This is a genomic window from Streptococcus ictaluri 707-05 (assembly GCF_000188015.2).
GTDB classification, from domain to species: Bacteria; Bacillota; Bacilli; order Lactobacillales; family Streptococcaceae; genus Streptococcus; species Streptococcus ictaluri.
This window is the reverse complement of sequence record NZ_AEUX02000006.1, coordinates 519545-532260: the sequence shown is the minus strand read 5'-3', so window position 1 is coordinate 532260 and position 12716 is coordinate 519545. Positions and strand designations below refer to the sequence as shown.

Annotated in this window: 14 protein-coding genes and 3 pseudogenes; 15 read left to right on the top strand and 2 right to left on the bottom strand. The window is 36.4% G+C overall.

Translation table 11 applies throughout. The features are described 5' to 3' along the window. The 9 genes and pseudogenes from STRIC_RS07695 to STRIC_RS07655 form a co-directional block, all read left to right on the top strand. Positions 1 to 486: gp58-like family protein (locus tag STRIC_RS07695; RefSeq protein WP_008087428.1), on the top strand; the 486-nt coding region annotated here is incomplete at its 5' end. Between the two features lie 8 nt (positions 487 to 494). Next, positions 495 to 928 (top strand): annotated as a pseudogene (locus STRIC_RS07690) (DUF1617 family protein). A gap of 149 nt (positions 929 to 1077) precedes the next feature. Continuing rightward, positions 1078 to 1332 (top strand): hypothetical protein, encoded by a 255-nt coding sequence (locus STRIC_RS12700; RefSeq protein ID WP_008089070.1) that lies wholly within the window; start codon positions 1078 to 1080, stop codon positions 1330 to 1332. Positions 1333 to 1394: 62 nt separating this feature from the next. Next, entirely contained in the window at positions 1395 to 1547 is a 153-nt protein-coding gene (locus STRIC_RS12305) for a hypothetical protein (RefSeq protein WP_008087460.1), read from the top strand. A 9-nt stretch (positions 1548 to 1556) separates the two neighbouring features. Further along, entirely contained in the window at positions 1557 to 1877 is a 321-nt protein-coding gene (locus STRIC_RS07675; RefSeq protein ID WP_008089517.1) for a hypothetical protein, read from the top strand. Position 1878: 1 nt separating this feature from the next. Then, positions 1879 to 2214, top strand: coding sequence for a phage holin (locus tag STRIC_RS07670; protein ID WP_008089434.1), 336 nt, complete (start codon positions 1879 to 1881; stop codon positions 2212 to 2214). Between the two features lies 1 nt (position 2215). Next, positions 2216 to 2968: a CHAP domain-containing protein gene (locus STRIC_RS07665; RefSeq protein WP_008087535.1), complete on the top strand. Its 753-nt coding sequence runs from the start codon at positions 2216 to 2218 to the stop codon at positions 2966 to 2968. 332 nt (positions 2969 to 3300) lie between these two features. Then, a pseudogene (locus STRIC_RS07660) lies at positions 3301 to 4237 on the top strand (Abi family protein). 183 nt (positions 4238 to 4420) lie between these two features. Then, positions 4421 to 4621, top strand: a complete 201-nt coding sequence (locus STRIC_RS07655) for a CsbD family protein (protein WP_003058228.1) — start codon at positions 4421 to 4423, stop codon at positions 4619 to 4621. A 61-nt stretch (positions 4622 to 4682) separates the two neighbouring features. Here the strand turns inward: STRIC_RS07655 and STRIC_RS12975 are convergent, their stop codons facing one another. Beyond that, positions 4683 to 4925 carry a DNA/RNA non-specific endonuclease gene (locus STRIC_RS12975; protein ID WP_008088980.1) on the bottom strand — a complete coding sequence of 81 codons (243 nt, stop codon included), beginning with the start codon at positions 4923 to 4925 and terminating at the stop codon, positions 4683 to 4685. Between the two features lie 3 nt (positions 4926 to 4928). Next, positions 4929 to 5666, bottom strand: a complete 738-nt coding sequence (locus STRIC_RS07650; RefSeq protein WP_008089011.1) for a DNA/RNA non-specific endonuclease — start codon at positions 5664 to 5666, stop codon at positions 4929 to 4931. A gap of 238 nt (positions 5667 to 5904) precedes the next feature. Between STRIC_RS07650 and STRIC_RS07645 the strand changes: the two genes are divergently transcribed. The 6 genes and pseudogenes from STRIC_RS07645 to serB all read left to right on the top strand — a co-directional run bounded on the left by STRIC_RS07645 (position 5905) and on the right by serB (position 12713). Beyond that, a complete protein-coding gene (locus STRIC_RS07645; RefSeq protein ID WP_008088687.1) occupies positions 5905 to 6084 on the top strand; it encodes a competence regulator inhibitor paratox in 180 nt (59 codons plus the stop codon). Between the two features lie 222 nt (positions 6085 to 6306). Then, a pseudogene (locus tag STRIC_RS07640) lies at positions 6307 to 7480 on the top strand (FtsW/RodA/SpoVE family cell cycle protein). A 133-nt stretch (positions 7481 to 7613) separates the two neighbouring features. After that, on the top strand, positions 7614 to 8174 hold the full coding sequence (locus STRIC_RS07635) for an HAD-IA family hydrolase (RefSeq protein WP_008089514.1): 561 nt from the start codon (positions 7614 to 7616) through the stop codon (positions 8172 to 8174). Then, entirely contained in the window at positions 8175 to 10127 is a 1953-nt protein-coding gene (gyrB, locus tag STRIC_RS07630) for a DNA topoisomerase (ATP-hydrolyzing) subunit B (protein WP_008089490.1), read from the top strand. Positions 10128 to 10276: 149 nt separating this feature from the next. Next, on the top strand, positions 10277 to 12001 hold the full coding sequence (ezrA, locus tag STRIC_RS07625) for a septation ring formation regulator EzrA (protein WP_008089172.1): 1725 nt from the start codon (positions 10277 to 10279) through the stop codon (positions 11999 to 12001). A 70-nt stretch (positions 12002 to 12071) separates the two neighbouring features. Next, complete coding sequence (serB, locus tag STRIC_RS07620; RefSeq protein WP_008089075.1) at positions 12072 to 12713, top strand: phosphoserine phosphatase SerB; 642 nt, start codon at positions 12072 to 12074, stop codon at positions 12711 to 12713. The last annotated feature ends 3 nt before the right edge of the window (positions 12714 to 12716 follow it).

Here is a 12716-nt window from a genome sequence, read left to right as displayed (position 1 = left end):
ATGGATTTTAACAGTAATGCCACCATCAACTTTAACAGCAGGGATAACGCTCTGGTACGTAAAGACGGTACACACACTGCCTTTGTCCACTTTAGTAATGCGACGCCAAAAGGCTATACTGGTTCGGCACTATATGCCTCTATTGGTATCACCTCATCTGGTGATGGTGTTAATTCGGCCTCGTCTGGTCGTTTTGCGGGTTTGAGGTCGTTTAGGTATGCTACAGGCTATGACCATACTGCTGCAGTCGACCAAACCGAGCTATACGGTGATAATGTCTTGATTACAGATGACTTTAACATCAATAGAGGATTTAAATTTAGACCAGACAAAATGAAAAAAGTGCTTGATATGAATGATTTGTATGCATCAGTTGAGGCCTTGTGGAGGTGTTGGTTACATGCCAATAACACAGCGTGGAGTTTTAACTCCGATACCACCAGCGCAATTATCAGAGAGTATAACGCCCATGGAAACGGGCTATAGGAGAAAACATGGATTTAACACTAAAAAACAAAGAATTAAACACACTTTATAGTGTACTAGACAAAATCAAGGTCACTAATATGCGTGCCAATCGTGGACGTGCTAAATTATTGGCAAAAGTGGTCGATAAAATCAAAGAGTATGCCAAGGATGAGGGTGACCTTATTAATCTGTATGCGGCCAAAGACAAAGATGGCAAGTTTGTCATCGATGAGCGCAAAAACATCAAGCTAGCAGACCCGACAAAAATTGACGAGCTTAACGACCTGCTCACAGAGCTTGGGGAAGAGCTTATCACTATTAAAGGCCATGAGTACTCTAAGCGATTTATTGTATTTTTTAGAGTAATCTAGCAGAGTCAGAAGATGAGTTTACAGCTAGCGAAATTGTCTTAATTGACAACGTTTTAGAACAATTTGAAGAAAGTAAAAAAGGAGAATAAGATGAAAACATTACAACTATCAGGAAAACCATATCCTATCTATGAAGAGGGCAAAATTACTAAAACAGAAGTGCGACTAGTTGGTGATGGTGGCCTATTTATCCCTGTTGATTAATTGGTGACCAGACAGCTAAGGAGCAGATGACTTAATGGATATGGCTTTGAAAGCTTTTGTGCGTGAGTATGTGACTGAGTACGCTGTGGCAGAATCGGTGCAAAAAGTTGAAATCCTTAACGAAAAAGTCAAGGAATACGATAAGCAAATGGCAGCCATGCAAGCAAAAGGGGAACAGGCTATTAAGGATAATCAAGCTAAGGTTGATAAAGCTGTCGTCGAATTGACTGAGTTGGTAACGTCAAGCTTAGCTGGACTAACGATGCCTGAAGTTGCTGGTAAAGAGTGATGGAACGCACCTTAAACACTATTGTGACCCTATTTGAACTGTTAAAACAAGGAGAAATGACTATGACATTTACAACAGACTATTTAATCGTTGACGTATGGTATCGTCGTGTTCGTGACGGCATCTGTGAGTTTGAACAAGTGCCGAAGCTATTTAATTTACGTGATTGTGTGATGGAGCTGCTTAGCCAAAAAGTTGACAAAAAGGCAGAGTGAGGTGACTAGATGCACGACTTTTTAGTACAACTAAAAGAGCTTGGGACGGCTATTAGTGCCCTTGCCCTCATTGGTGGTGCTATGATTTGGATTTACGAAAAGCTTGTCATCGAGCCAGACAGCCGATTGGCTGAGCGGTTAGAAGCAGAAAATAACAAATTATTGACAGATACAGTAAATCCTCTAACTGATGCCATCAAAGACCTAAACTACAATCTCAACACCGCTACAAAAGAGCGTGCTGAGATGCGAAAAGACATTGAGGTGCACGAGGGGAGACTCGATGCACACGACATCCGCTTAACTGTATTAGAGACAAAGGAGAAATAAAATGCAAGAAATCACTAATATTATCACAGGGTCATCTCTATCAATCTTGACTATCTTTGCAGGTATTGTAGTCAAGTTGGTCAAAGATTATCTGCTTAAAAAAGGTGGCGAAAAAGCTGTTAAAATCGCTGAAATCGTCGCAAAAAACGCTGTTGAAGCAGTTGAACAGATTGCTTATGATAAAGACATCAAAGGCATTGAAAAACTCACAGAAGCAAAAATAAGCATGCAAAGCGAGTTGTCTAAGCACAACGTCACCCTATCCAATGAAGATTTAGAAATGTACATTGAAGCGGCGGTTAAACGCATGCACGCTGAATGGCGAAAGGAGCAATAATATGGCAACTTTAGATGAAGTCTTATCCTTTGCCAAGGGATTAGCAGATACTGGCCAAGGGGTTGATCTCGATAATGTTTACGGTACGCAGTGCGTGGACTTGTCTAACTGGATTACAACGAAATACTTTGGCATTGCTCTGTGGGGAAACGCTATCGACTTACTAGATAGTGCAGCTGCCCAAGGGATGGAAGTGGTCTATAATGCTCCTGGAGTTAATACACGAGCTGGGGCTATCTTTGTGATGGTAACTTATGCTCACGGCTATGGTCATACTGGGTTAGTTATCGTGACGTCAGACGGCTATATTTTGCACAATATCGAGCAAAACGTTGATGGTAACGCAGATGCCCTTTACATCGGTGGTCCAGCTCGATATGTTGACCGCCCATTTGAAGATGGCACTGGCTATATTTTAGGATGGTTTTATCCTCCTTACGATAGCACACCAACAAAACAACCAGAGCCAAGTGCTCCAGTGGTTGCACAGTCAGATGGTAATTATGTAGCTAATCCTGAAACTGGAACATTTACCGTACGTGTGGCAGCTTTAAATGTTCGCTCAGCACCTCGTTTAGATGCAGAAGTTGTGGCAACTTATGGCGAAAATATGGAATTTAACTATGATGGTTGGATTGACTCAGACGGCTATATTTGGGTAACATATGTCAGCGTTACTGGTGTTAGACGATATGTCGCGGTCGGTAACTCACAAAATGGCAGACGTGTCACTAATTTTGGTACTTTTAGATAGGAGGTAAAGCTCCTTAAAATAAGACGAAATAAGCCTTCAGCATATGCTGGGGGCTATTTTTGTTATTAATAGTGAATGCAACAAAATTTTTACAATATATTGTGTTAAAAAATGTATTTTTATATACAATCATTCAATATGTTGTGTTCGCTTGAATTTATAAGTTTCAAGACACGACCTTGTGTCTTGACATTATTTTTAAAAAAAGTATAATTATCTTAACAAGACAACCCCCCCATTCCTTTAAAGGCAGATACGTTCTGATATGGGGCTTTTTTTATATCGTTAGGAGAGTTATGAAACAACCTTTAGCTTTGACATGGTAAGATCAAATTAGGCTATTTGAAAAACGTGGATTAATTGTTAAAGCTGATGATGTAGAGAAAATCAAACACATCAGTTATTATAGAATTAAAGAATTTGCAAAACCACTTGAAATAAAGCGACAAGATGGTGAGGAGCAAGATATTTTATATGATAATATTGAGTTTGCAGAAGTTTTGGCAAGATATTATCAGGATAAAAACTTAAGAATCTATCTACTGCACGCTATTGAAAAAATTGAAGTGTCTATTAAAACAAAAATTTCTTTTGTTTTGGGGGATAGATACGGAGCATTTGGATATTTAAATTTCTCTTCATGGGCTAATAGGAATAAGTTTACAAAATATGATATTGAAAAAAGACAATTTAGGATTAAAAAGAATTTATTGAATACTGTAAGAAAATCTCAACTAACTGAGTTACAAAAATCAATTAACCTTGATCCAGATGGATTCCCAACAGTGTGGCTTGCTATTGATTTATTGATGTTTGGTGACATCGTTTCAATCTTAACAATCATGAGCGAGAAGAACATTAAACAGATTTGTCAATATTACAGTTGTACACCAGAAGAACTTGTTTCGTGGCTTAAATGCTTGAATTTCATAAGAAATGTATGTGCTCATAATTCAAATGTACTGGATATTCAAATCACAACAAAGCCTAAACTTCGTTCAGAATGGAGAAATTATATTGATACAGTAATAATTAAACATAACGTGACTAAACCTTCTAATAAGTTATCCGTTATTATTGCTATTGTAGTCTATCTTGTAAATACTATTAATTCCAAATATCAATGGAGAAACATACAGTCTAGTTTGAAGGCTCTTTAGTAAAGAAGATGATAGTAGGGCAAAACTTTTAGGTTTTAAAGATTATGATTCTGTTAAAGCAATGATTAATGGGATAAAGTGTACTGCTTTTACAAATTCAAAAAAATAGAAATTCTTAGCAAGAATCGCCTGACACTAGCGGCTCTTGCTTTTTTATTTGTTGTGTGCTAATATATATTCATAATCCTAAAGCTTTCATAAAAGCTATTTTTTCCAGCCCTTACGGCTGGTTTTTTTGTTTGCTTATAAATGCTCAAAGTGTTACCATAGAATAAAATAAAGGAGGAACACTATGTCAGAAGAAAAACTAAAAGCAAAAGTTGAACAAGCTTCAGGTAGCCTTAAAGAAGGTGCAGGAAAGCTAACTGGTGATAAAGAGTTAGAGGCAAAAGGATTTGTTGAAAAAACAATTGCCAAAGGTAAAGAACTAGCAGATGATGCTAAAGAAGCAGTTGAAGGGGCAGTAGATGCTGTCAAAGAAAAACTGAAATAAAAAAAACAACCGCTCAGATTAATTTCTGGGTGGTTGTTTGTTATCTCAATTTGATGAAATCTTAGTTTACTTCTTCTTCGGTAGTAGTATCGTTATAAACTATTTCTTCTGAATCATCCACAGAATTTTCTATTTCGTCTGTTGTGGAATCTTCAATATTATCAATTTCACTTACAGGACTCTCTGTTAAGAGTCCACCTTTTTCATAATTAATATTAAATCCATCAGCGGTGTTGAAAACACGAACAGTTTCATTAATTACTCCATCGGAAGATAAAGCAGATACTAAAACTGATCTTGGCAATAATTAAGTACCTTGATATTCAGGAATAGCACTGTAGAATACGTAAACATCAGGATTCTTAGTGACATGGCTTAAAACTTTTTTCTCAATATATTGCATCCCACCTTTACGTGTTCCTACATTTTGCATTTGAGTTCCAGTAATAGCATTTTTCCGTATGGACTTTCCTCCCAGACTATCGGCAAAGAGATGGCTACGTACAAATAAATGACTGTTGTATTTTTTACCTTTTAATGTTGTTAACACTACAGGTACATTGTTTGTAACCTTATATGACTTAGTACGTCTTGAATCATATTCTTTCTCACTAATTTCTTCATTATCGGCTCTGTTATAAAATCTGAACCAACCGCTTGGTTCAGGATTGGTTTCCCATTTTTCACGATATCCTTTAGACATGTCAATCATATCTTTTGTGACAACGCCGTAGGCGCCTGTTGAACGTTTATAGCCATCTAATGGGTTATAAACTACATCAGATACAGTTACTCTTCTCTCGCTTGTACCTTGTCCCTTATAGACTCTCTCGGTTGTCTTATATATCTTAGGGAAAGCAGATTGATCAATGTTTGACTCACCAATTACAGTATAATAGTCTTTATATTCACCATAAGTTTGATTTGCTGAGATTGTTTCAGCTAAGACTATATTGTGATGATAAGTAGGAATTGTTATCACAGTAAGTGCTGCAAATGCTGCAACAACTATTCTGGCGAGAGAGTTTCTAAGCTTTTTAGACATATCCATGTCCTCCTTTTGTTATTTACAGATTAAGTATACCATTTTAAATTAAAAACATATGAAATTAATAAAATTAATTTATAACCAACAGTATACTAAATTTTCTTTTTATCTAATATTCGTTAATAGTTAATAATTTAGTTTGTCATAAAATAGATGTTATTTAATTTTAAATAAGCTTTAAATTTAATTATATTATTTCCTGTAAAATACGAATAATAAGATAAGGAGGGTATTTATGCTAACATACGACGAATTTAAGCAAGCTATTGATGACGGATATATCGTAGGTGATACAGTAGCGATTGTGCGCAAGAACAGACAGATTTTTGATTATGTGTTGGCTGGTGAGCCTGTGAGACCGTGGGAAATTTTGACTGAAGAAATAGCAGAAGCAGTGCTGATGGAATTGAGGTGAAAGGGTGCAAAAAAGGGGCAAAACGGATTAAAAATGAAACTATTTTAAACTTTTTACTATAATAATTACCTTTTAAATCAACACTTGAACTATTGTGAACTATTGTGTACAATAGTAGTAGATTCCGGCAGGGGTCATTATGGTCAACTGAAAAAGCCAGAAAGGCTCTTTTTTCATTTTAGGCGGACTTACCCTAAGAAATTTACTAGAAAGAAGGTAAACATGCTCGGTCAAAACAAATCAGCTAAAGGAAGTATTGATTATGCCATCATCTTACCGGTTTCTTTCTTGTTACTGATTGGACTATTGTCTATTTTTGTCGCTGTTAGCCATGATTTTTCACAAAATGTGGTCCCAGTAATATTTCAACAAGTCATTTGGATATTGGTCGGAATTCTGTTTGCCTTTCTTTTGATGCTATTTAACAAGCGATTTTTATGGACCTTGACACCTTTCTTTTATATATTGGGACTTGCTTTGATGGTTCTGCCTTTAATCTTTTACAGTCCTCAGCTATATGCTGCAACAGGATCAAAAAATTGGATTACTGTTGGGTCAATGACCCTTTTTCAGCCTTCAGAATTTATGAAAATTGCTTATATCTTAGCTATGGCTCGGCTAACGGTTTGGTTTCAGCGAAAAAAAGAACGAACACAATTTAAAGACGATTGGAAATTACTGGGACTTTATCTTTTATTAAGCCTACCGGTTATGATTTTGTTAGCTTTGCAAAAAGACTTTGGAACAGCTCTTGTGTTTGTGGCTATCTTGGCAGGGATGGTTTTAATTTCAGGCATTTCATGGTGGATTATTCTACCAATTCTCCTGTTTTTTCTTCTTTTGGTAGGCATTCTCTTGTTAGTCTTTTTGATTCCAGAAGAAAGAATTACTTTTAAAATGGGGAGTCAACACTTATCAGTTAAATCGCATTTCGGCCTGGCTAACCCCCTTTGACTTTTCTGAGACAATCGCATACCAACAAACTCAAAGTATGATTTCAATTGGGAGTGGAGGCTTTTTTGGAAAAGGCTTTAATATGATAGACTTGCCTGTTCCGGTAAGAGAAAGTGATATGATTTTTACAGTTATTGCTGAAAATACAGGTTTTATAGGTTCTGCCATAGTTTTGGCATTGTATCTTTTGTTAATTTATCGCATGATTAAGGTGACTTTTGAATCCAATAATTTATTTTACACCTATATTTCTACAGGTTTCATTATGATGATTCTCTTCCATGTTTTTGAAAATATTGGTGCAGCGCTTGGACTCTTGCCTCTAACGGGTATCCCTCTTCCTTTTATTTCTCAAGGTGGTTCATCATTGATATCTAATATGATTGGTGTGGGACTGATTTTATCAATGCATTACCAACACTATTTGAGTCGTAAATCCTAAAATGAGAATTGAATTGCTTTAAAAAAATAAGAAGGTAAATGGTGAATCAAGGTAGCACTTGGTTAGCTAATTTGCCTTTTTATTTTACCTAAAAAACTGTAAAGAATAGGGAAAATATGATATAATAAAGGGTATGAATTATTACGATTATATTTGGGATTTAGGTGGGACCTTACTTGATAATTATGAGATCTCGACCCAAGCCTTTGTTGAAACATTAGCTATTTTTAATCTCTCTGGAGATCATGATGCGGTTTATCAAAGTTTAAAACGGTCAACAGCTTTTGCTATAGCAAATTTTGCACCAAATGAGCCTCAGTTTTTACACTATTACAAGCAAAATGAGGCTAAAAAATTAGAAGAACCAATTTGGAGTCGTGGTGCAAAAGAGATTTTGGAAAAGATTACCGCATCAGGCTCTCGTAATTTTTTGGTATCTCATCGAGATCAGCAAGTCATCAGTCTCTTAAGTCAAGCAGAGCTTCTGACTTATTTTTGTGAGGTGATTACGGCTTCTAATGGTTTTGCACGTAAACCAAACCCTGAGAGCTTGCTTTACTTAAAAAACAAATATGATATTAGTAGTGGCTTAGTTATCGGTGACCGGGATATCGATAGACAAGCAGGACAAGCAGCAGGATTTGATACCTTGCTTGTTGATGGTAGCAAATCCCTATTGGAGATAGTAAATTAGATGATTGAAGAAAAGAAAAATGCAGTAGATAAAGCAAAGGAATATGACGCTAGTCAAATTCAAGTTCTTGAGGGATTAGAAGCTGTACGTATGCGTCCCGGTATGTATATTGGATCAACCGCGAAAGAAGGCTTACATCACTTAGTTTGGGAGATTGTAGACAACTCTATCGATGAAGCCCTAGCTGGTTTTGCTAGTCATATCCAAGTCTTTATTGAGGAAGATAATTCCATTACTGTTATTGATGATGGCCGTGGAATCCCTGTTGATATTCAAGCTAAAACAGGCCGTCCTGCCGTGGAAACGGTTTTTACAGTCTTACACGCAGGGGGTAAATTTGGAGGTGGCGGCTATAAAGTATCAGGTGGCCTTCATGGGGTTGGTTCATCTGTTGTTAATGCTTTATCAACACAGCTAGATGTGCGTGTTTATAAAAATGGGCAAATTCATTACCAAGAGTTTAAGCGCGGTGTTGTAGTGGATGATTTGGCTATCATTGGAAGCACTGATGTGACAGGAACAACTGTTCATTTTACTCCAGATCCAGAAATTTTTACAGAAACGACTGATTTTGATTACAGTGTTCTAGCTAAGCGTATTCAAGAGTTAGCCTTCTTAAATCGTGGTTTAAAAATTTCAATTACAGATAAGCGCTCTGGTAGCGAAAAAGAAGAACATTTCCATTATGAAGGTGGGATTGGTTCTTATGTTGAATTTTTAAATGATAAAAAAGATGTTATCTTTGAAACACCAATTTATACAGATGGTGAATTAGAAGGTATTGCAGTTGAAGTAGCCATGCAATACACAACTAGCTATCAAGAAACAGTCATGAGTTTTGCCAATAACATTCACACCCATGAAGGCGGAACCCACGAGCAAGGTTTCCGTACTGCTCTTACGCGTGTGATTAATGATTATGCTAAGAAAAATAAGATTTTAAAAGAAAACGAAGATAATCTTACCGGAGAAGACGTTCGTGAAGGCTTGACTGCGGTAATTTCTGTTAAGCATCCAAATCCTCAATTTGAAGGTCAAACCAAAACAAAATTGGGCAACTCAGAAGTGGTTAAGATTACAAATCGCTTGTTTAGTGATGCCTTTCATCGCTTCTTGATGGAGAATCCACAAGTTGCTCGTAAAATTGTTGAAAAAGGAATTTTAGCTTCTAAAGCCAGAATTGCGGCGAAAAGAGCACGCGAGGTAACACGTAAAAAATCAGGTCTTGAAATTTCAAACTTACCTGGAAAATTAGCAGACTGTTCATCAAATGATGCGAGTCAAAATGAACTTTTCATCGTTGAGGGAGATTCTGCCGGTGGATCAGCTAAATCTGGACGTAACCGTGAGTTTCAAGCGATTTTACCTATTCGAGGAAAAATCCTAAACGTTGAAAAAGCAACCATGGATAAGATTTTAGCTAATGAAGAAATTAGAAGTCTTTTTACTGCTATGGGAACTGGCTTTGGAGCTGAATTTGATGTTTCTAAAGCACGTTATCAAAAATTAGTTATTATGACCGATGCCGATGTGGATGGTGCTCATATTAGAACCTTGCTTCTGACTCTGATTTACCGCTTTATGAGACCTGTTCTAGAGGCCGGTTATGTTTATATTGCACAACCACCTATTTATGGGGTTAAAGTCGGTAGCGAAATCAAAGAATACATTCAACCTGGTGTTGAGCAAGAAGATCAATTGAAAGCAGCATTAGCTAAATATAGTCAAGGACGCTCAAAACCATCAGTCCAACGTTATAAAGGTTTGGGAGAAATGGATGACCATCAACTTTGGGAAACAACCATGGATCCAGATAACCGTTTAATGGCTCGTGTCACAGTGGATGATGCTGCTGAAGCAGATAGAGTATTTGACATGTTGATGGGTGATAAGGTTGAGCCAAGACGTGAGTTTATTGAAGAAAATGCGGTCTATAGTACGCTTGACATATAACGAAATATGTTTTGAAAAGCATCTAGAAGTATGTTATAATCGTAACGTTATAGTGTATTTTTGATAAAATTTAATAAAAGGCGATGACTGACTGACAGTTTTGAATGAAGCAGTAGTCGAAAATCGTATTGAATAATAAGGAGATTAAGATGTCAAGCGGAATTATCTTGCTGATTGTGGCTATAGTCCTACTAGTGATTATCGCCTATCTAGTAGGTGTTATTATACGTAAGCGTAATGATTCGTTAATTACCAGTCTAGAGGAAAGAAAACAAGCTTTATTTGCCCTACCGGTTAACGATGAAATCGAAGAAGTTAAAGGACTTCATTTGATTGGTCAAAGTCAGACATCCTTTCGTGAGTGGAATCAAAAGTGGGTTGATTTAACCTTAAATTCTTTTGCTGATATTGAAAACTATATCTTTGAAGCTGAAAATTTAAACGACACCTTTAATTTTATCCGTGCTAAACATGAAATTAATAGTGTTGAAAGTCAGTTAAATCTAGTTGAAGAAGATATTACTGCGATTCGTGAAGCTTTGAGTATTCTTAAAGAACAAGAAGAAAAAAATAGTGCACGTGTGACACATGCTTTGGATTTGTACGAGAAGTTGCAAGATTCGATTTCAGAAAATGAAGATAATTTTGGTTCTACCAGGGCTGAAATCGACAAACAGATGAAAAATATCGAAACTGAATTTTCACAATTCGTCGCACTGAATTCATCTGGGGATCCTATTGAAGCTTCAGAAGTTCTAGATAAAGCAGAAGAACACACAATTGCATTAGGACAAATCACAGAACAGATACCAGCCATTGTGGCTAAGTTAGAAGATGATTTCCCTGATCAGTTGGATGATTTAGAATCTGGTTATCGTCGTCTATTGGAAGAAAACTATCACTTCCCTGAAAAGAATATTGAAGCACGTTTTCAAGAAATTCGTGAGTCTATCCGAGCAAACTCTTCTGAGTTAGTAACCTTAGATTTAGACCGCGCTAGGGAAGAAAATACTCACATTCAAGAACGCATTGATTCATTATATGAAGTTTTTGAACGTGAAATTGCAGCTTTTAAGGAAGCTTCTAAAAATAGCAAAATCTTGCCACAATACCTAGCTCATGCTAAACGCAATAATCAACAACTTAAATCTGAAATTTCTCGTTTATCTCATAAATATGTCTTGAGTGAAAACGAAGGCTTGAATGTTAAAGCTTTTGACAAAGATATTAATGATATTGAAGAGAATGTTTTGGAAATTGCTCAAACGTTTAAAAATCAAGAAAAGCCATTTTCTGATTTGCAAGTGATTTTTGAGCGTAGCCTTAAAACTCTGGCTTCTGTTGAAGCAGGTCAGATTGAAGTCTTTGAGGCAGTTAAAGATATCGAGAAAATTGAGTCACATGCTCGTCAGAACTTGGAAATTTATGTCACTCAGCTTCATATGATTAAGCGTTATATGGAAAAAAGAAATCTTCCAGGAATTCCTCAAGATTTTCTCAGTGCTTTCTTTACGACAAGCTCTCAGTTGGAAGCTTTAATGGATGAATTGAGTCGTGGTCGTATTAATATTGAGGCTGTTTCTCGTTTGTCTGAGGTTGCTACAGCAGCTATTGCCAATTTAGAAGAATTAACTTATCAAGTGGTGCAAAATGCTACTTTAACAGAGCAGTTATTACAGTATTCAAACCGATACCGTTCATTTGAAGCTGCTGTTCAAAATAGCTTTGAACATGCCTTGAGATTATTTGAAGTGGATAATGATTATCAAGCATCTTTTGATGAAATCTCATATGCTTTGGAAACTGTTGAACCTGGTGTGACAGATCGATTTGTTAATTCTTACGAAAAAACACGTGAACGCATTCGTTTTTAAAAAAAGTTTGAGCTATTAACTCAAACTTTTTTATTTTATAATACTTATTCAAACTGGTAGGAGTAAAGTGATGTTTAAAGGACTTGTCGTTATTGATGTTGACTCTACTTTAATTAAAGAAGAAGTTATAGACTTTTTGGGTGAAAAAGTAGGAGCTTCCTCAAAAATGAAAGAGATTACGGAAGCTGCCATGTCTGGTCGAATTGATTTTAGAGCTTCTTTAAAAGAGCGGGTAGCTTTATTAAAAGGCTTACCTATAGAAGAAATTGAGTCAATCAAGAAAGGTATCCATTTAAATAGAGGAGCTAGAAAACTCATAAATAAACTAAAATCTGAAGGTTATCAGATCGGTGTCATATCAGGAGGCTTTCATGAACTTGTTGATTCCCTTGCCCAGGACTTGTCAATTGAACTTGTTCGAGCCAATCATCTAGAGGTTGAAAATGGCATGCTAACAGGACGATTAATTGGTGATATTATTGATGCTCAAGAAAAGCTAGCTACTCTAAAAAAATGGGCAAATAGACATGAAATTGACTTATCAAGAACGATTGCTATTGGAGATGGCGCTAATGACCTTCTTATGCTAAAAGGTGCTGGCTTGGGTGTTGGCTTTTGTGCAAAAGAAGTGGTACAAAAAGAGGTCTTGCACCAAATAAAGCATCAGGATCTCTATCAATTAATTAGCATTATGGCATCACAAGGTTTTTAGCTG